The sequence below is a fragment of the Pseudomonas sp. GB2N2 genome, assembly GCF_054897705.1.
Map to the genome: position 1 here is coordinate 3,095,081 of NZ_CM142701.1, position 16,869 is coordinate 3,111,949.

Annotated in this window: 18 protein-coding genes; 6 read left to right on the forward strand and 12 right to left on the reverse strand. The window is 58.4% G+C overall.

The genetic code is table 11. The features are described 5' to 3' along the window. Window positions 1-222 precede the first annotated feature (222 nt). The 3 genes from ACYZT4_RS14370 (at window position 223) to ACYZT4_RS14380 (ending at window position 1,553) form a co-directional block, all read left to right on the forward strand. Entirely contained in the window at window positions 223-402 is a 180-nt protein-coding gene (locus ACYZT4_RS14370) for a type II toxin-antitoxin system HicA family toxin (RefSeq protein WP_461980611.1), read from the forward strand. Between the two features lie 38 nt (window positions 403-440). Then, window positions 441-848 carry a type II toxin-antitoxin system HicB family antitoxin gene (locus ACYZT4_RS14375; protein WP_461980613.1) on the forward strand — a complete coding sequence of 136 codons (408 nt, stop codon included), beginning with the start codon at window positions 441-443 and terminating at the stop codon, window positions 846-848. A 438-nt stretch (window positions 849-1,286) separates the two neighbouring features. Then, window positions 1,287-1,553, forward strand: a complete 267-nt coding sequence (locus ACYZT4_RS14380; protein WP_461980615.1) for a short-chain dehydrogenase — start codon at window positions 1,287-1,289, stop codon at window positions 1,551-1,553. 440 nt (window positions 1,554-1,993) lie between these two features. Here the strand turns inward: ACYZT4_RS14380 and tam are convergent, their stop codons facing one another. Beyond that, a complete protein-coding gene (gene tam / locus ACYZT4_RS14385) occupies window positions 1,994-2,764 on the reverse strand; it encodes a trans-aconitate 2-methyltransferase (protein WP_461980617.1) in 771 nt (256 codons plus the stop codon). Window positions 2,765-2,926: 162 nt separating this feature from the next. Beyond that, entirely contained in the window at window positions 2,927-4,012 is a 1,086-nt protein-coding gene (locus ACYZT4_RS14390; protein ID WP_461980619.1) for a type I restriction endonuclease, read from the reverse strand. 233 nt (window positions 4,013-4,245) lie between these two features. Here ACYZT4_RS14390 and ACYZT4_RS14395 point away from each other — a divergent pair, with 233 nt between their 5' ends. Then, window positions 4,246-4,659 carry a low affinity iron permease family protein gene (locus tag ACYZT4_RS14395; RefSeq protein ID WP_461980621.1) on the forward strand — a complete coding sequence of 138 codons (414 nt, stop codon included), beginning with the start codon at window positions 4,246-4,248 and terminating at the stop codon, window positions 4,657-4,659. Between the two features lie 94 nt (window positions 4,660-4,753). Here ACYZT4_RS14395 and ACYZT4_RS14400 read toward each other — a convergent pair whose 3' ends face one another. The 9 genes from ACYZT4_RS14400 to ACYZT4_RS14440 all read right to left on the reverse strand — a co-directional run bounded on the left by ACYZT4_RS14400 (window position 4,754) and on the right by ACYZT4_RS14440 (window position 13,041). Next, a complete protein-coding gene (locus tag ACYZT4_RS14400) occupies window positions 4,754-5,269 on the reverse strand; it encodes a DUF4142 domain-containing protein (protein WP_461980623.1) in 516 nt (171 codons plus the stop codon). A 73-nt stretch (window positions 5,270-5,342) separates the two neighbouring features. Next, window positions 5,343-5,501 carry a stress protein gene (locus ACYZT4_RS14405; RefSeq protein WP_461980625.1) on the reverse strand — a complete coding sequence of 53 codons (159 nt, stop codon included), beginning with the start codon at window positions 5,499-5,501 and terminating at the stop codon, window positions 5,343-5,345. A 116-nt stretch (window positions 5,502-5,617) separates the two neighbouring features. Further along, window positions 5,618-6,967 (reverse strand): sensor domain-containing protein, encoded by a 1,350-nt coding sequence (locus ACYZT4_RS14410; protein ID WP_461980627.1) that lies wholly within the window; start codon window positions 6,965-6,967, stop codon window positions 5,618-5,620. An 84-nt stretch (window positions 6,968-7,051) separates the two neighbouring features. Next, entirely contained in the window at window positions 7,052-7,690 is a 639-nt protein-coding gene (locus tag ACYZT4_RS14415) for a LysE family translocator (RefSeq protein ID WP_461980629.1), read from the reverse strand. 17 nt (window positions 7,691-7,707) lie between these two features. Next, window positions 7,708-8,172: a fosfomycin resistance glutathione transferase gene (fos, locus tag ACYZT4_RS14420; protein WP_461980631.1), complete on the reverse strand. Its 465-nt coding sequence runs from the start codon at window positions 8,170-8,172 to the stop codon at window positions 7,708-7,710. A 97-nt stretch (window positions 8,173-8,269) separates the two neighbouring features. Beyond that, complete coding sequence (locus ACYZT4_RS14425; RefSeq protein WP_461980633.1) at window positions 8,270-9,601, reverse strand: MFS transporter; 1,332 nt, start codon at window positions 9,599-9,601, stop codon at window positions 8,270-8,272. Between the two features lie 168 nt (window positions 9,602-9,769). Further along, window positions 9,770-10,696, reverse strand: a complete 927-nt coding sequence (locus tag ACYZT4_RS14430; RefSeq protein ID WP_461980635.1) for a hydroxymethylglutaryl-CoA lyase — start codon at window positions 10,694-10,696, stop codon at window positions 9,770-9,772. Further along, window positions 10,693-11,886: a CaiB/BaiF CoA transferase family protein gene (locus tag ACYZT4_RS14435; RefSeq protein WP_461980637.1), complete on the reverse strand. Its 1,194-nt coding sequence runs from the start codon at window positions 11,884-11,886 to the stop codon at window positions 10,693-10,695. Before ACYZT4_RS14435 ends, ACYZT4_RS14430 begins: the two co-directional genes overlap by 4 nt. Window positions 11,887-12,132: 246 nt before the next feature. After that, complete coding sequence (locus tag ACYZT4_RS14440; RefSeq protein WP_461980639.1) at window positions 12,133-13,041, reverse strand: LysR family transcriptional regulator; 909 nt, start codon at window positions 13,039-13,041, stop codon at window positions 12,133-12,135. Window positions 13,042-13,282: 241 nt separating this feature from the next. Here ACYZT4_RS14440 and ACYZT4_RS14445 point away from each other — a divergent pair, with 241 nt between their 5' ends. Both ACYZT4_RS14445 and ACYZT4_RS14450 read left to right on the forward strand, forming a co-directional pair. Continuing rightward, window positions 13,283-14,518, forward strand: coding sequence for an aminotransferase class I/II-fold pyridoxal phosphate-dependent enzyme (locus tag ACYZT4_RS14445; RefSeq protein WP_461980641.1), 1,236 nt, complete (start codon window positions 13,283-13,285; stop codon window positions 14,516-14,518). Window positions 14,519-14,531: 13 nt separating this feature from the next. Beyond that, a complete protein-coding gene (locus ACYZT4_RS14450; RefSeq protein WP_461980643.1) occupies window positions 14,532-15,698 on the forward strand; it encodes a multidrug effflux MFS transporter in 1,167 nt (388 codons plus the stop codon). Here the strand turns inward: ACYZT4_RS14450 and yiaY are convergent. Beyond that, entirely contained in the window at window positions 15,695-16,843 is a 1,149-nt protein-coding gene (gene yiaY / locus ACYZT4_RS14455) for an L-threonine dehydrogenase (protein WP_461980645.1), read from the reverse strand. The two genes, ACYZT4_RS14450 and yiaY, sit on opposite strands and share 4 nt — an antisense overlap. Window positions 16,844-16,869: the final 26 nt, after the last annotated feature.

Below are 16,869 nucleotides of genomic sequence, written 5' to 3' on the forward strand. Positions count from 1 at the left end.
CACCAAATAGGTGTGGCCCACGCCAGCCGCTGAAGGGATGCAAGATCCTGCAACACAGAAATCGTCTGATAGGGAGCCTTCCTTCGGCCCTCGTCCTCACATCTTCTATCCTCGTTTTTGGTCACCCTAAACTTGCTGCGCTCCAACAGAGAGTGGTTATAGTGTTGATCAAAAAAAATCAGTAGGTATAGTAACCACCTAAGCACACCACACGGAGGTGATGTGAATAGCCGATTTTTGATAAGCCAAATCGTTGCGGATGGCTGGTACCTAATTCGAATCAGGGGCAGTCATCATCACTTCAAGCACCCGACAAAACCGGGGCTGGTGACAGTTCCTCATCCGAAAAAGGACCTGCTCAAAAAAACGGCAATCAGCATTTTGCAACAGGCGCTGCTCTGACGAACTCCAGCACGCGGCGACTCAGGAGGACAATAAACATGCTTTACCCAATTGCGATTTCAATGGGCGATGACGAACACGCGTGGGGCGTTGAGGTACCGGATATTCCGGGGTGCTTCTCGGCCGGAGAGGATCTGGATGATGCGATGGCCATGGCTCGTGAAGCCATTGAGGGCCATTTTGAAATTCTGGCGGAAGACGGTTCACCGATTCCACCCGCGAACAAAGTCACTCTGCATGCGGCCAATCCGCAGTACGCAGGTTGTGCATGGGCGGTGGTGGACATCGATGTCACCAAGTACCTGGGCAAGGCCCAGAAGCTGAACATCACCCTACCGGGCTACCTGCTCAATCGCATCGACGAATACGTGCTGCATCATCCGGAAGAGAAGAGCCGCTCAGGTTTTTTGGCATCGGCAGCACTCAAGGTGTTGCAGCAAGGCTGAAGAACTTGTTTTGATGATGCTCAACCGGCCCCCAGTGGCCGGTTTTTTTGTGGGTCGAATTAAGTGAAACGTTGATTTCGATTGCCCGTTATTGGTGGCAAGAAAGTGGCCAATAGTGGAAAAGGCAAGGTCCTACACGACTCTGGGAATTGTCCGTAGACTTGTCCATTGCTGTGCCGTTGTCATAAGCCCGATAGTCCGAACGCGCCCAAATGGCGTATCGGGTTTGGCGACTCGATGACTGGTACAGAAGCCTCCGAGAATTTCTCGGAGCGCTTTTGAACGCAATTGGCCGCCTCTTTTTTGGTGGCTGTGCGTGGGAGACCCCAGGGTCTGCCGGTTTTGCCATGTCCCGGTTCGCCAACCCACGTACAGCTGCCACCCTATTGTTTGGCGACGATTGAGTGGTACATCTTTCCTTAGATATGGTAACCACTCATGAATGACTACATGGCTTTAACCAGCAACGCCGACGACCTCCCCACCTTCTACGTCAACACCACCCAACCACTGCATTCCCTTCTCAGTTCCGCCCGCTACAGAATTGGCGCAGTAACGCAGGTCCTGGAAAACCTCGCGATGCGCGGCGAAATCAACACCGATTCGGTGATTCTCAGCGACTTCGCAATGCTTTGCGCCATACCGCTGCGCGATGGCTGCGATGTGATGGATGTGATTGCACGACGTATGGATGCGCAAAAGTAGTCCCGTAACTTGGGGGTGCCTCTCAGAGCACCCCCCGATTTTGTAGCAGCTGGCGAAGCCTGCGTTCGGCGGCTCAGCAGTCGTAAAACCTGAGTCCCCGATTTTTCTGACAAACCGCATCGCCTGATTTACGACTGCTGCGCAGCCGAACGCAGGCTTCGCCAGCTGCTACACACAGCGTGTGTTGGCGCCCCGCGTATGTTTTACGTATAGATCCTCGCGGGTCAGTAAAGACGTAGTAACGCGGCATCCAACCCGCCCCAAAACCCCCTACCCTGCCGGCTCACCTTTCACGCAGAGATCAGCATGGACAATTCAGAGTTGGGGCTCATGATCATTTCAATGATTGGGTTATTCGGCTTTGCGTCGTTTCTTTTTGACTACTTGAGTGCCAAGCGAAGGGACAGCTAACGTTCAGCGATACCTGTCCCTTTTTGCCATCAGCGGGTCGCGACGATGAACAGTCGCGGGAACGGCAGCAGCACCGAGCCATCGCTCAGCGCCGGATACGCCTGCTCGATCGCGGCGTGGTATTGCATGAGGTATTGGGCTTTTTCCACATCGTCCAACGGTTCGAGAAAAGGCCGCAAGCCGCTGCCCTTGAACCACTCGACCACGCCCGACGCCCCGCCTGCCAGCGGATGATGGTAGGTGGTGCGCCACACATCGACGCGGGCGCAGTGCGGTCGCAGCATCGAGTAGTAATCGCTGGCGCTGGCCATTACCGTGCGTTGCCCGGCGGCATCGGCCAACTTGCGGGCCCATGGGCCATCGGCGGCGACTTCGCGCATCAGACGGTGGGAAGGTTCGTTGAGGTTGTCCGGCATTTGGATCGCCAGACTACCGCCCGCGGTCAGTCGAGATGCCAGCGAGGGCAGTAACGTTTCGTGATCGGGCAGCCACTGCAACACCGCGTTGGCGAAGATCACGTCGAACGGACCGCTGTCGTTCCAGGTGCCGATGTCCACGGTGTCGAACTGAACTTGCGGCAAGCGCTTGCGGGCGGCGTCGGTCATGTCGGTCGAACTGTCGACGCCACGCACTGTGGCGCTGGTGAAGCGCTCCACCAGCAACTCGGTGGAGTTACCAGGGCCGCAACCGATGTCGATGGCCGAGTGCGCTTCAATTGGCGGGATCGCCGCGAGCAAGTCGCGTGCCGGGCGTGTGCGTTCATCTTCAAAAGCCACGTATTGCTTGGCGGACCAACTCATTGCGTTCTCCTGTCAGTGCGTTGTCGTATCTGGGCGAACATTGGATCGCTACGATACATCGACTTGCAGGCTCTGCTCTATTCCACCTTTGGTGAGGATCGTCAGGTATCGGCTAAAAAAACCGGCTTTGTCGGCCGGCTTTTTTGTCGATAGGTAAAGGGCTTAATCGTAATAACCGACGGTCTTCTTCAAGTGGTCCGAATATTCGTAAATGTCATCGACAGAATTGATCGCATGCCGGGTTTCGATCTTCTCTTCGTCAAATATGCCGATGTACTTTTGTGAGCGATTGAAGTGTAGTCGGCAGATTGGTTTACGGTTGTTGTCGTCGAGCAGGATGCCGAAGTAACTCTGAGTATCCCGCTGAACAATTCGCTTGGCATCGACGACTGAGCGGACCACAGCACGGACAATGTGATAGCCCTCCAGCTCCTCCAACGTTGTCAGCACCTTGTCCTCCGACTCATCCCGCAAATCCGGTTGCTCAGCACCACCGGTAGAAACCGGCAGGGACGCGAGCGCGGGTTGAATGGCTCCACTCATCGCCGACTTGAGCCGGTCATTGATCTGATCATTGAGAAACTGCACCACAGCTTTTCTCGTCAGCTCATGGAATTGGTCACGGACTTTCTGAGTAATCACGCCGTCGTAGACACGGGAAGCGAACACTTTTACAAAATCGTCGTCGGGCTTGCTGACCTGTGCAGCGATAACCTTTTTGATTTGGCTGACGTACTTCAATTCACCCGCTGCACTGATGATCGAATCCACATCGAACGCAGATTTAGTGAGCTTTACCAACTCAGGGACGGAGTATTCATCGATATCGAGAAGGTCGAGTTCCAGAAATGGCTTCTCGTCCATTTTGTTAGGCGCGTCCAGGTCAGTGAAGAACTTGTAAACCTGGCCGTTGGTGAGAATGGAGATGCGGGCGCTGGTGACATGGAAATAGCGAAACAGCTGAGAAGCGTGATTGATATGCAGGGGCTCGCCAATTTTTTTGCACTCGATCAGGATCTGGACTTCGCCCGCCTTCATGATTGCGTAGTCAATTTTCTCCCCCTTCTTCGTTCCGACATCACAAACGAATTCGGGAGTAACCTCGGTCGGATCGAACACATCGTAGCCAAGCACTGTGCTGATAAACGGCATGACAAACGCGTTCTTGGTCGCTTCTTCCGTTTTGATTGCAGCACTCTGCAAACGAACCTTGGCGGCTAAATTTGCTAACTTCTCAAAAAATTCCATGCGTGGCCTCTTCCTGGTTTCGATCCGTGTCTTTTGATGCTGGCAAATTGACTGCCTTTGATACTAGACACAAACCCACACAAAGAAAGAATCTGAGAAAGAATAGCGAACCGCCGTGTTTGACGAGCGGATGCATGTTCTCTGTTTTCCCATCCAATCCTAAAACGTAAGCAGAATTTTCATCGCCCCCGCGCTGTCACAGATTCACGCGCATCCCAATAAGGAACACGGCAATGAAATTCGCAAAAATCTCGCAGAAACTCGCCTTGTGGGCGGGGAGCCCGAAGACGTTTATGGGGGCGTTGGTGCTGATTGCGTTGTGGGGCTTGAGTGGGCCGATCTTCAATTACAACGACACCTGGCAGCTGATCATCAACACATCGACCACGATCATCACGTTCCTGATGGTGTTCCTGATTCAGAACACGCAAAACCGCGACACCGACATTCTGCATTTGAAAATCGATGAGTTGCTGCGGGTGAACAAGGAGGCGCAGAACGCGATGCTCGGGCTTGAGGCGCTGGACCTGAAGCAGCTGGAGGCACTGCGTAAGCACTATCGCGCGATGGGTGAAGATGAGGTGCATGCTCTGGAAGGGCTTGAAGCCAAGAACAAAAAGCACAAACAGGATTTGAATGATTGCTGAGCGGTTTAACTGATGTACCGTGGCGTTTGGATCGCAAAGCAGGCTCCTACAAAATCGGACCCGCATCGTAATTGTAGGAGCCGTTTATTCCAATTCAGCGACCAGCCTGAAGCGCCCTGGCCATTTGCAGATGGTTCTGCAGTTTCGGCAAGGTTTCTTCCGCAAAGGCTTTGATTTCCGGCACGTCGGTGGTTTGCGCAGTCTGCTGGAGCTGTGCGATGGCTTCTTGCGTCGTCTTCACCTGATTGGCGGCATATTCCTGGTCAAAGGCAGCACCCTCCTTCACCTCCGGCATCAAGGTTTTGGCCTTATCGACCACCTCTTCCCTCGGGGCCACCGGCAGATCCAGTTGCTTGGCGATTTTCGCCAAATGCTGGTTGGCGGTGGTGCGGTCGTTGATGACGACGATGGTGTAATCCTTGACCTCTTTGGATTCGGATTTCTGGTGCGCAAGGCGACTGGCTTCGATATCAGCCATGCCTTTGGCCGAGGCATCGTTAATGAATTCGGCGGGGGACTGGGCAAACGCGCTGCTGGCAAAAAGGCTCACTGATGCGACAAAAAATGTGACAAAACTGGCATTGCGTAAACGGGTGGCCATCCGGCTCATGGTCGCGCCCTCCTCAAAGTAAAATTCAAACGGGAGCTTTCGCTCCCGTCTCTCAATGAAAACTACGTCACCACTACTTGGATTTCTGGCCACCTTTACGGGCAATGTCGGGTTTCACAGGCTCTTTATCGACAGTCGTAGTGGTCGTTTTCCCACCTTTACGATCGGCTTCAGCCGCTTTCGTTCGATCGGTGGCCGTGTGTCCCGTGTTCGAGTTTCTTGAGTTAGGCATGATTCTCTACCTCGTGGTATTGATCGCGGCGAGCAGTAGCCCGCATAGAATCTGAATTTCGATCATTGCAAAGGTTTAGAAAAACTGGGATCGATGCGACGAACGGCCGTGCGTATTCAGCGATCAAGCCGCAAATGATTCTGCCGCTTGGCGCTGTACATCGCCTCATCGGCATGGCGGAACAATTGCTTTTCTTCCGTACCATTCTCGGGAAAATGCGCGACGCCGATGCTCGACTGAATGCTCAGGTTGTGACCGTCCAGGCGCAGCGGCTGTGCCAGGATGTGACGGATTTTTCCCGCCACGCTGTCAGCGTCCTCTGAAGCGTGAATGCTGTGCAGCAACACCACAAACTCGTCACCGCCGATCCGCGCCACGGTGTCGGTTTCCCGCACGCAGCCCTTGAGCCGGTTGGCTACCGCTTGCAGCAGCATGTCGCCGACCGCGTGACCGTGGGTGTCGTTAACCTCCTTGAAGCGGTCGAGGTCGACGTAGAGCAATGCCATGCGCCCACTCTCCGACCGGGCCAGTGTCAGCGAGGCTTTCAGCCGGTCACGGAGCAACTCGCGATTGGGCAGTTGGGTCAGTTGATCGTATTGCGCCATGCGCTGCAGCCGGGCGTGCAACTGCTTGCGTTCGATGGCGGTCGCGACCTGGGCGCAGACGAATTGCAACAGCTCTTTATCTTGCTCGGTGTAACGTTCGCCGCCCGCGACGCTTTTGACGATCAGCGCACCGATGGTGCCGTTTTGCGAGTTCAACGGCACACCCAGCCAGCAGGGCGATTGCTGACCCGTGACTAGCGCCTCGAAACCTGCGGGGGTGTCTGACCGATTCGGGGTCAGCAAGATCGGCTGGCCGCTGCGGATCACTTCGGCACACAAGCGCCCGATCACCGTTCCTGGCTGTTCGGGTTGCTGCTCATGGTCATCAACGTGGTACGGAAAGTTGAGCTGGGCGCAGTGCTCGTCGTACAGCGCGACGGAGAAATTCAACGCCGGCAGCCATTCGCCAATGATCAGGTGGATGCGTTTGAACAACGCCAGCAGATCTTCCGCCGCGTGGGCCGCTTCGGAAATCGCGTACAACGCCGCTTGCCGGGATTCAGCCTGCTTGCGCTCAGTGATGTCGCGCGCCACGGCGATGCGCAGTTGATCAACCTCCGACCAACGCGCGGACCAGAGGATGTGCACCACGCGGCCATCCTTGCGCACATAGCGGTTTTCGAAGTTGAGTTTGGGGTCGCCGCCCATGATCTCTCGCGCGGCGTCGAGGGTGCGCTGGCGATCGACGGGATGCACCAGATCGATCATCGGCTGGCCGACCAGTTCGTCTGGCGTGTAACCGAAAATGCGCTCGCAGGCGGCGCTGACAAAAACAAAGCGCCCCTGTTTATCGACCGCGCAAACGGCATCCAGCAGTAGATCGATGTAACTCGCCAGCGGCGCGGAATTTCTGGTGGTCATGGTGCAGAGAGCGTGTCCGGACAATGCAGCAATAAAAAACCATCCCTGACCGATACTCCGACCGACACCTCCTGGCGCTCAGTCTCAAGCCTTGTTCGGCATCAGCCCCGGCAACGCATGCACCAGGGCGTTGATGGCGAAACCGATAAACATCACCCCGCACAACCGGGTGATTGCCCGTTCATGCCGTTGATACAGGCTGCGCACCTGCCGCGCACCGACGATGCCGATGAGAATAGCGTAAGCCAGCAGACCGCCGACGAAGCTCAGCGCAATCAACCACGGCAGCATCGACCAGTGCAGCAATTCTGCGCGGCTGGACAGCAACGCGGTAAAAGTCGCGACCGCCACCGGATAGGCTTTCGGGTTGGTCAGGCCAAACAGAATGCCGTGCCAGAACGGCTGCCGCGCGGGGCCCTGCGGCGCTTCGGCGCTGCTGCGTTTGGCCCGCACCGCGCGCAGACCGAGCCAGAACAGATAGAGCCCGCTGAGCACACCCAACACGTCAAACGCGGTGCTGCCGATTTCCCGTGCACCGACAATCGCGATCAACGCCGTGCTGCACCAGACCACATCCCCGAGTAAATGCCCGCACAAAAACCCCGCCCCGGCCCGCCGCCCACGCGCCGCGCCGATGCCAAACACCGCCAGCACGCCCGGCCCCGGTGTAATCCCGTAAATAAAGCCCGAGGCGAGAACGGCCAATAGCAGCGATGGGGTCATCGGGGAATCCTTTTTTGCTATTTGGTGAATGGGCGCAAGTCTATATCAGGCCCCGGGGCATCGACTGACAGATCGTCGAAGAACTGCATGCCCGCGTACGGCCGTTGTCGACAGACAGCCAGTCGCGATGCGAGATCGCCAACATGGGCTTCGAGCTTATGACCGTTCGGGTCGAGAAAGTAGAAGGACGCGCCTTCACTGCGGTTGTCACGCCATTCCTCGACGTTCGCCGCTCGAAGGAGTTCGACGAAGTGCGGGAAGTCGGATGCGCTGATGCTGAAGGCGTAATGGGTGTAGTCGGCGGCGGGTGCGGCTCTGCAAGCCGGGTCGAGGGAGAGGCACAGCCACAGGTCGGACAGTGAGAGATAGGCGCCGTTGTCCCAGCTGGCTTCGAGTTGAAATTGCAGGAGGTCGCGATAGAACGCCACGCTGCGGTTCAGGTCGGTGGTGGCGAGGGTCAGGTGGTTGAGGCCGGTTAGCATGGGATCAATTGGCTCTGAACTATAAAGTGCAAAGTCAAAAGATCGCAGCCTTCGGCAGCTCCTACAAGGCGTTTGAACGGAAGGAGCTGGCGTTTTTTTAAAACTTGTCGAGCGTGCGCAGTTTCTGCGGCAAGCCCCACATCAACAGCGCCACGGCGATTAGCGCGCAGACGCCGATCACGTACAGCGCCGGTGTGGTACTGCCGGTCAGGTCCTTGATCCGGCCGACCATCACCGGGCTGACGATGCCGCCGAACTGGCCGAGGGTGTTGATCACCGCGATCCCGCCCGCCGCTCCGGCGCCGGCACCGGCCAGCAGTTTCGGTGGCAGGGTCCAGAAGCTCGGGATGGAGGCGATAATCCCGGCGCCGAGCAGGCCCAGGGCGACAATCAGGAAGGTCGTGTGATTGGCGAAAATCCCTGCACAGAAGAACCCCACGGCGCCGACCGCCACCAACCCGGCAACGAACTTGCGCCGCTCGCCGGTCGAGTCGGACAAGCGCCCGATCACCACCATGCTGATCGCCCCGCAGATGTAAGGAATCGCAGTCAACAAGCCGATCATCACCGGGCTCTCGGTGCCCGCACTGCGGATCAGTTGCGGCGCCCAGAAATTCAAGCCGTAGGACGCCACCTGAATCAGGAAGTAGATTAGCCCCAGCGTGAGGAAACCCGGGATGCGCAGCGCCGCGAGCAGCGAGCCGCCGCTCTTGTGCGGTTCGTGGTGAGCAATGCGGCTGGCCAGCAGGGTTTTCTCTGACGGCGTCAGCCAGTGGGCGTCTTCAATGCGGTCCTTGAGCAGCGTCAGCACCAGCAAGCCGAGGCCGATACAAGGCACGCCGCCGAGCAGGAACAGCCAGTGCCAGCCGCGCATGTCCATGAAGCCATCGAGGTGTTGCAGCACCAGCCCGGAGAACGGCGCGCCGACCAGTCCGGCAAACGCCGACGACAGAAACAACAGCGAAGTGATGCGTCCGCGATAGTGCTGCGGGAACCACAACGTCAGGTAATACAGAACGCCTGGGGCGAACCCGGCCTCCATCGCGCCGATGACGAAGCGCAGCGCGTAGAACTGCCATTCGCTGTTGACGAACACCATCGCGGCTGTGGCCAGGCCCCAGGACATCATGATCCGGGCGATCCAGCGCCGTGCGCCGACCTTGTACAGCATCATGTTGCTCGGCACTTCAAAGATCACGTAACCGACCACGAACAGCCCGGCACCGAGGCCATAGGCGGTGTCGCTCAGGCTCAGGTCGGTCTGCAACTGGAACTTGGCGAAGCTGATGTTAATGCGGTCAAAAAACGCGAAGAGGTAGCAGACCATGATCAGCGGCATCAGGCGCCAGGCGACTTTGCTGACCAGGGCTTTTTCTTCGTCGTGGTTCACGGACGGGCTCGCGCCCGCCTCCAGTACGTTAAGGCTCATGCTGTTTCTCCAGGCGGACTTCCCGTGGGTGCCCGATTGTTTTTGTTGTCTGGTTGGAATGCAGTTTTCCGTAGGAGCCTGCTTGCTGGCGATGAGGCCCGAAAGCCTTGCGGCGATCAATCGGCCGCTATCGCCAGCAAGCCGGCTCCTACAGGGATCTTCAGTGGGTCAGGAAGGGCTTGGGTGCAGGTCGCAATTGCGCCCGGCCTTGGCCAGTTGGCCGGAGACTTCGTGGCCGAGCAGCGCCGGCAATCCTCGCGACAACTGCAGCAACAACGGCAGATTAATTCCGGTGTGAATACCGATTTCATCGCACAGGTTCACCAGGTCTTCCGTACAGATGTTGCCCGAGGCGCCCGGGGCAAACGGGCAGCCGCCGAGGCCGCCGAGGGCCGCGTCGAAGCGTCGAGCACCGGCCTCGTAAGCGGCTAGCACATTGCACAGACCGAGGCCACGAGTGTTGTGAAAATGCAGGGTCAGGTCTGCTGGCGATACCCGCTGCAATACTCGTCGAACCAGCCGATCAACTTGTCGCGGATTGGCCATGCCGGTGGTGTCGGCCAACGTGATGCCCTGAATCCCCAGCTCCTGATAAGCCTCGACGATTTGCAGCACGCGATCCTCATCGATCCGGCCCTCGAACGGGCAACCGAAGGTGGTCGCGATGCTGCCATTCAGGCGCACTCCGGTATTGCGCACGTACTGGACGATCTCGCCAAACGCCGCCAACGAGTTTTCACAACGCATGCGCATGTTGGCCAGGTTGTGCGTCTGGCTGGCGGACATCACCAGGTTCAGCTCATCGGCGCGACACGCCAACGCCCGTTGCGCGCCTTTGAGGTTGGGGATCAATGCGACGTAGATCACCCCCGGTTGGCGGGTGATGCCGTTGAATACCAGCTCACCATCGCGCAGCGCCGGAATGGCCTTGGGCGACACAAACGAACCGGCTTCGATGCGGTTGAAACCGGCCAGCGACAGCTGATCGATCAGGGCAATCTTGTCGAGCGTTTCAACCCAGGTCGGCTCGATTTGCAGGCCGTCGCGCGGGGAGACTTCCTGAACGATCAGAGCCTCGGAAAAATCAGTGATCATTGCACCACCCCTTCAACTTTCAGTCGCTCGATGTCCGAAGCCGTGAGCCCCAGCCCCGCAAGAATCCCATCCGTGTGCTGACCCAGGCTCGGCCCTGACCAGTTCACGCCGCCGGGGGTTTCCGAGAGTTTGGGCACGATGCCCGGCATTTTCACGGTCGTGCCGCCGGGCAGGTCGGCGCTGAGCAGCATGTCGCGCGCCTGATAGTGCGGATCGGCGACGATGTCGGCCACCGAATAAATGCGCCCGGCCGGGACTTCGGCGGCTTCCAGCGCCACCAGCACGTCATCGATTGGCAGGCTGCTGGTCCAGTGCGTGATGGCGGCGTCGAGCACATTACTCTTCAAGGCACGACCGTCGTTGTGCGCGAACTCCGGCGCATCAGCCAGATCGCGGCGGCCAATCACCTCCATCAAGCGCTTGTAGATCGGGTCGCTGTTGCCGGCGATCACCACGTAGGCACCATCCGCTGTTAGATAGGTGTTGGACGGCGCGATGCCCGGCAAAGCGCCACCGCTGCGTTCACGCACATGACCGAGCATGTCGTATTCCGGCACCAGGCTCTCCATGACGTTGAACACGCTTTCGGCCAGCGACACATCGACCACTTGCCCGCCGCCCTGTCCGGTCTTGACCCGCAGCAGCGACATCAACGCACCGATCACCGCGTGCAACGACGCCAGGGAGTCGCCGAGGCTGACACCGACCCGCGCCGGCGGTGAGCCCGGGGTGCCAGTGGTGTAGCGAATGCCGCCCATGGCCTCGCCGATCGCACCGAAACCCGGGCGGTCGCGGTAGGGGCCGGTCTGGCCGTAACCGGAAATCCGCACCAGCGTCAGGTTGGGATTCAGGGCATGCAACACGTCCCAGCCCAAGCCGAGTTTTTCCAGGCCGCCGGGGCGCAGATTTTCGATCAGCACGTCGGCGCTGGTCGCCAATTGCTTGACCAGCTCGATGCCTTCCGCGGATTTCAGATTGAGTGCCAGAGACTTCTTGTTGCGTGATTGCAGGTACCACCACAGCGAGGTGCCCTCGTGCAGTTTTCGCCATTTGCGCAGGGGATCGCCCTGGCCCATGGCTTCGATTTTGATCACCTCGGCGCCGAACTCGGCGAGCATGCGCGCGGCGAACGGCGCGGCGATCAGCGTGCCGATCTCGATCACCTTGATTGCACTCAGGGGGGCCGTCATCGCGGGGTACCTCATGTTGTTCTTGGAATAGGCGCCAAGGCTAAAGGAGCGAGGGGGCGGGAATCCAACCTTCAGTTGGCAAGTAGCGTTCGTCAAACGCGAACGCTACTTTAGATTGTCTGCGACCTTTAGTCCGCCATCGCTGGCAAGCCAGCTCCCACAGGGTTTGCATCGGTCGCGAAATCAATACAGACCTGTGGGAGCTGGCTTGCCAGCAATAAGGCCCTCACATTCAATCGAGAACGGTCAGACCGCCCCACGCAACTGCTCAAACAACATCCGACTCACCGGCGACAACCCCGCCTCATCGCGCGTCACCAGAATCAACGCCCGATCTGACCAGTCATCGGTCAACGGCACCGCATGCAACCCCAGCGCCCGGCCAAACAATTCATAGGCTTTCTGCGGCAAAATCCCGATCCCCATGTTGGCCTGGACCATCCGGCACATCGCATCGAACCCCGGCACATGAATGCGCAAACGCAGCACCTTGCCCGCCTGACGCGCAGCGGCGTGCGTGCGCATGTTGATGGAACTGGCGGCGTGCAAGCCGACGTAATCGCTGTCCAGCGTGTCGACAAATGCGAGGCTGGAACGACGGGCTAACGGATGATCCGGCAGCATCAGCACCACCAGTTTGTCCTGGCGATACAACACGCTGTGCAGCCCCTTCACATCGCTGTCGCTGGAACAGATCCCGAGGTCCGCCACACCATCCAGCACACCCTGAATTACCCCGCTGCTGGGGCGCTCTTCGAGATCAGTCTTGACCTCTGGGTGCCGCGCGGAGAAGTCCCGCAGGTCTTCCGGCAGAAACTGAATGATCGCCGACAGGTTGGCGAGCATCCGCACGTAACCCCGAATACCGTGGCTGTGCTCGCCCAGCTCCAGGCCCATTTTCTCGACGTTGAACAGCATCTGCCGGGCATGGTGCAACAGCGTTTCACCGGCGGTTGTCAGCGTCATGCCTTTGGCCTGGCGCACAAACAGACTGATGCCCAGCGCCTCCTCCAGCTCCATCAAACGCTTGCTGGCCGCCGACACCGCAATCGCCTCGCGGGCCGCGGCACGAGTGAGCGTGCCTTCTTCGTGGACCGCGACGAATAGCTGGAGGGTGATGAGATCGAGGCGGCGGATCAGGCTTTTTTGCAGCATGGAGGGCTCGATGGTTTTGGTTTGGAGAACTCGGGAGGATAGCCCGGTTTACATGCCATTCGGCAACGTAAATGACCCACAACCGCACAAGGTGTCGCCCTACACATTTAACTCTCGCAACGCTCAGTCGTACCGGAAACGGCTGATTCAAGAGAACGCGTCTCTCACTGTAAAGTACGGAAACGCACAAGGTTTACGTCTCACCAATGGATCGCTTCGCCCTCAAGGAAAGACACGCCACATGGACCAGAAAACGCACGCGGTAAACACTTTCACCAATTATCGAAAACTCATCTCGCTGGCCGATCACGACTGGGAAACCGCTGAAGCCGGAAAAATTGCAGGTCTTGATGTCGAGATCAAAAACGCTAACCAGATGGTCGACCAGTTCGGGCGCTCGTTTCACCACTTCTGCACTACTTCTTACCTGGGGCTGGATTATCATCCCGCACTGCTCGATGGCGCCATGACAGCCCTAAGGGAAATCGGCACGCTGCGGATCGCCAATTCGAAAAATCGCTGCAAGCTGGCGGCGCTGGAGCAATACGAGAAGGAGCTGTCAGAACTGTTTGGTGCAGTCTGCCTGAGTACCTTGTCGTGCAGTGCCGCGAGCGCGGGAATTCTGCCGATGCTGGCCAGCGGCGTATTCACGCAGAATAGACCCCCTCTGATGGCGTTCGATCGGCATGCGCATTATTCAATGAACCACTTGAAAGCGGCGTGCGCGGACGAAACAAACGTTGTGACCTGCCCGCACGATGACATGGATTTTCTCGAAGACCTGTGTAAGCAAACCGGCAAAGTCGTCTACATCGCCGACGGCGCATACAGCATGGGCGGTGTCGCAAACATGGACGGCCTTTTGTACCTGAAGGAACGTTATGGTCTGTTTCTCTATTTGGACGACTCTCACGCACTCTCCGCCGTGGGAACAATCGGGGCCGGCCTCGTACGCCCCAGGATTCAGGCACTGGATGACGACTGCCTTATCGTCGCGCCCCTCGCCAAATCGTTCGGTGCTAGCGGCGGACTGGTCATGTTCGGCAGCGAACCGCAGAAAAAACTTGTTCAACGTTACGGCGGTCCCAGTAATTGGTCGCAAAGCCTGAACAGCGCAGCTATTGGGGCCGGCAGAGCGTCCATCCAGTTACATCGCACGCTGGAATTCAGCGCCTTGCAGGAAAAGCTTCAAACTAACATCCAGCTCTTCGACAGCCTGATTCGAACCGGACAACTGGGCAGCAACATGGCGATCCGACTGATTCGCTGCGGTGAAGCGGCGCTGGCGAACAGCATCGCCATCGAATTGGCCAATCAGGGTTTCTTTACCTCAGCCGTGTTCTTCCCAGTGGTTGCAAAGGGTCAGGCAGCACTGCGAATCACCCTACGGGCAGACATGGAGACAACATTGATCCGCCAGTTTTGTGAACTCGTGACAGAGTTATTACGCCCGCACGCCGACGTTATCAAAAACTGAACCCGGAATATCCATGAAAAGCACCACCACTCTCCTCGTCACCTGCAGCACGGTTTTTCTCGCGCAGTTGGGCATGAGCATTTACCTGCCAGCGTTGCCGGAAATGGCTCGCCATCTATCTACCGATGCGTCGCAGGTTTCCTGGGGATTGGCGGTGTACCTGATCGGCATGGCGCTGCCGATGCTGTTCTGGGGCAGCCTTGGTCAGCGCATCGGCCGAAAGCCGGTGTTGCTCGTGGCGCTGGGGATTTATGGGTTGAGCAACCTGGTGCTGCCGCTTAGTCAGACACTTGAATCCTTTCTGTTTTTCAGGCTGATTCAAGGCATTGGCGCCAGCGGGATTTCGGTCATGGCGCGGGTGTTGATTCGCGACAGTTTTCGCGGAGATTTGCTGGCCAAGGCGCTGTCCTGGCTGTCGATTTCTTTCGTGGTGGCGCTGGGTATCGGCCAATATCTGGGGTCGGTCATCCAGGTCGCGTTTGGCTGGACGGCGATTTTCTATCTGTTGGGCGGCGTGAGTTTGTTGCTGGCATTAGTGGTGGCGCAGGTCACGTTTGCGACGAGGGTGGAGGACCCTGTTCAGTTGTCCGCATGGCCAAATTATTGGCGCATTCTGCGAGATCGAGCCTTTTTGCTGCCGGCGCTTGCTGGCGGGTTGGGCTATGGAGTGATCATCGCGTTCAACACGGCGGCACCGCTGATTCTGCAAGGACCCTTTAAATGGTCGGCAGTGGACTATGGATGGCTGGGCTGGCCAATCAGCGCCGCGTATTTTCTCGGGGCATTGGCGGTCAACGGTCTGGTGTTGCGCATTGGTCAGCGTCGATTGATGACGACGGGCGTCGGATTGGTAATGGCCGGCAGCCTGGTGATGTTGCTGGGAAGCGTCTTCGGCGATTCGATTGCGTTGCTGTTCTGGTTGCCCTATTGCGTTGCAGTGTTCGGCCAGTCATTGAACTACCCGATCAGCCTGTCGCTGGCCAACGATGGTGCGCCGATCGGTGGTGCTTACGCGATGGCGCTGAGTGGTTTCATTCATCAGCTGATGGCCGCCGTCATCGGCGGGATCGCCAGCCTGATCGCCAGCCAGCAGGCATGGCCGCTCGCATTGTTGTGCACATTGCTGGCCCTGAGCGCGATGCTCTGCGTGATCATCGCGCGGGGCCGTAAAACCACTTAGAACGCGTTGCGAAAAATTTCCTCAATCTGCCGCTGATCCGCCGCCCGCGGATTGGTCACGCCGCACGCGTCTTTCAAGGCGTTGGCCGCGAGGGTCGGGATGTCGTTGAGTCGGGCGCCGAGTTCGCGCAAGCCGGCGGGAATGTCGATGTCTCTGGCCAGGCTACGAATCGCTGCGATGGCCGCCTGGGCGCCCTCTTCCGGGCTGAAACCGCGGATATCCGCGCCCATCGCGTGGGCCACGTCTGTCAGGCGAACGGCGCAAACCAGCGCGTTGAAGCTTTGCACATGCGGCAATAGCACGGCGTTGCACACGCCATGGGGCAAGTCGTAGAAACCACCCAACTGGTGCGCCATGGCGTGGACATAACCCAGCGACGCGTTGTTGAACGCCATGCCCGCGAGGAATTGCGCGTAAGCCATATTTTCCCGGGCGGCCAGGTCGCTGCCATCGCGCACGGCCAGGCGCAGGTTGTTGCTGATCAGCGTGATCGCTTTCAGCGCGCAGGCGTCGGTGATCGGGTTGGCGGCGGTAGACACGTAGGCTTCGATGGCGTGGGTCAATGCGTCCATGCCGGTGGCCGCCGTCAGGCCCTTGGGCATGGCGACCATCAGCGCCGGGTCGTTGACCGACAGCAACGGCGTGACATTGCGGTCGACGATGGCCATTTTCACGTGACGCGATTCGTCGGTGATGATGCAGAAACGGGTCATCTCGCTGGCGGTGCCGGCGGTGGTGTTGATGGCGATCAGCGGCAGTTGCGGCTTCGCCGAACGGTCAACGCCTTCGTAATCTCGAATCTGCCCGCCGTTGGTCGCACACAATGCGATGCCCTTGGCGCAATCGTGGGGCGAACCGCCGCCCAGCGACACGATAAAATCGCAGCGACTTTCCTTGAGCAGGCCCAGGCCGTTCTCGACATTGGCGATGCTCGGGTTGGCCTTGGCACCGTCGAAGATCACCGAGTCGATGTCCTGCAACGCCAGTTTCTCGGCAATCATCGCCGCCACACCGGCCTTGGCCAGGCCGACGTCGGTAACGATCAGCGCCTTGCGAAAGCCGTACTTGCGAATCGCGGCCATGGCTTCGTCGAGGCAACCGGTGCCCATGATGTTCACGGCGGGGATGAAAAACGTGCTGCTCACGGGCGAATCTCCAGGTCTGGGGCCGT

Excerpts from the sequence above, each read along its gene's own strand:
- ACYZT4_RS14395 (WP_461980621.1), top strand. The coding sequence starts at position 4,246 with ATGAAATTCGCAAAAATCTCGCAGAAACTCGCCTTGTGGGCGGGGAGC.
- ACYZT4_RS14450 (WP_461980643.1), top strand. The coding sequence starts at position 14,532 with ATGAAAAGCACCACCACTCTCCTCGTCACCTGCAGCACGGTTTTTCTC.
- tam (WP_461980617.1), bottom strand. The coding sequence starts at position 2,764 with ATGAGTTGGTCCGCCAAGCAATACGTGGCTTTTGAAGATGAACGCACA.
- ACYZT4_RS14435 (WP_461980637.1), bottom strand. The coding sequence starts at position 11,886 with ATGACGGCCCCCCTGAGTGCAATCAAGGTGATCGAGATCGGCACGCTG.
- ACYZT4_RS14400 (WP_461980623.1), bottom strand. The coding sequence starts at position 5,269 with ATGAGCCGGATGGCCACCCGTTTACGCAATGCCAGTTTTGTCACATTT.
- ACYZT4_RS14375 (WP_461980613.1), top strand. The coding sequence starts at position 441 with ATGCTTTACCCAATTGCGATTTCAATGGGCGATGACGAACACGCGTGG.
- ACYZT4_RS14405 (WP_461980625.1), bottom strand. The coding sequence starts at position 5,501 with ATGCCTAACTCAAGAAACTCGAACACGGGACACACGGCCACCGATCGA.
- ACYZT4_RS14425 (WP_461980633.1), bottom strand. The coding sequence starts at position 9,601 with ATGAGCCTTAACGTACTGGAGGCGGGCGCGAGCCCGTCCGTGAACCAC.
- ACYZT4_RS14415 (WP_461980629.1), bottom strand. The coding sequence starts at position 7,690 with ATGACCCCATCGCTGCTATTGGCCGTTCTCGCCTCGGGCTTTATTTAC.
- ACYZT4_RS14380 (WP_461980615.1), top strand. The coding sequence starts at position 1,287 with ATGAATGACTACATGGCTTTAACCAGCAACGCCGACGACCTCCCCACC.
- ACYZT4_RS14410 (WP_461980627.1), bottom strand. The coding sequence starts at position 6,967 with ATGACCACCAGAAATTCCGCGCCGCTGGCGAGTTACATCGATCTACTG.
- fos (WP_461980631.1), bottom strand. The coding sequence starts at position 8,172 with ATGCTAACCGGCCTCAACCACCTGACCCTCGCCACCACCGACCTGAAC.
- ACYZT4_RS14440 (WP_461980639.1), bottom strand. The coding sequence starts at position 13,041 with ATGCTGCAAAAAAGCCTGATCCGCCGCCTCGATCTCATCACCCTCCAG.
- ACYZT4_RS14390 (WP_461980619.1), bottom strand. The coding sequence starts at position 4,012 with ATGGAATTTTTTGAGAAGTTAGCAAATTTAGCCGCCAAGGTTCGTTTG.
- ACYZT4_RS14445 (WP_461980641.1), top strand. The coding sequence starts at position 13,283 with ATGGACCAGAAAACGCACGCGGTAAACACTTTCACCAATTATCGAAAA.
- ACYZT4_RS14430 (WP_461980635.1), bottom strand. The coding sequence starts at position 10,696 with ATGATCACTGATTTTTCCGAGGCTCTGATCGTTCAGGAAGTCTCCCCG.